1 protein-coding gene is annotated in these 982 nt (G+C 28.0%); it reads right to left on the bottom strand.

Annotation, left to right across the window (positions count from 1 at the left end; translation table 11 throughout):
- Positions 1–14 precede the first annotated feature (14 nt).
- Positions 15–893, bottom strand: a complete 879-nt coding sequence (locus EYW44_RS21885) for an IS982 family transposase (RefSeq protein WP_132728002.1) — start codon at positions 891–893, stop codon at positions 15–17.
- Between the last annotated feature and the right edge of the window lie 89 nt (positions 894–982).

Below are 982 nucleotides of genomic sequence, written 5' to 3'. Positions count from 1 at the left end.
ACCCGTTGTGCATTTTAAGTAATATTGATTTTGATATTGTTTATATTTCTATTGAAAATGAACTTATTTATATATTGAATCAATGTTAGCGCTGTTATTTTGGATAGTATCCTAGTTTTAAAACCTTCAAAAGATTTGGCATAATTTCTTCGAATCATAAATTGGTCACATAATTGAGAAAAAAGCGTTTCTATTCTTTTTCTAGATTTTCTATATATGTAAGGCTGTTCTTTATAATTATGCTGATTATTTCTCATTGGAACGTTGAGCTTTATTTTAGAAGTTTCAAATAAATTAAGTTGATATTCTGTTGATAAATACCCTCTATCTCCAATAAGTGTACAGTCTTTAAGTTGAGTTTGAATATCTTTTAAATAGTTAATATCATGAACACTAGCAGGACTAATATCAATACTTTTAAAAATTCCTTCAATCGAACAAACAGCATGTAATTTATATCCATAATATTTTGAACCTTGACTGGCACAATACCCCTTGTTTGGATAGCTATAAGAATGTTCTTTACATATTTTAGATCGCTTACTTCTAGAGATTTTGCAAACTTCTAAAGGCATACTATCTATTATAAAAGTGTTTTCAAAATCGTTAAAAGTATCAGAAAGTTTATTTCTGATAGCCTCTATATGAGAAAACAATTTTCTTTTTCTCCTATTGTAAACACTACGTTCAATAGAGTTAAAAAGAGAACAAGGTAATTTTCGAAATAAATCAGATTCACTATCGATACTCATGTATTCAGCTGTTAAATTGATACTTATTAAAGATAGATCAGACAACTTAGGTTTCCGTCTTTGGTAGGTAAGTAGCTGTTCTGGAAAAATATCTTTTAAAACTAGATATATTTTATCGTAATTTGCTTGAAAGTTGTGCATGTTAAATTATGGTGTGGTAACTACAAATTACTGCTTTATAGCAGAATGCTCAACTTTTTTCTTCTTATAATTCAAAATGCACAACGGGT

It is taken from the genome of Tenacibaculum sp. M341 (genome assembly GCF_004337695.1).
In the GTDB taxonomy this organism is placed as follows: Bacteria; Bacteroidota; Bacteroidia; order Flavobacteriales; family Flavobacteriaceae; genus Polaribacter.
Note: the sequence above shows the minus strand (reverse complement) of the source record. Positions and strands in the feature narration are given on the sequence as shown.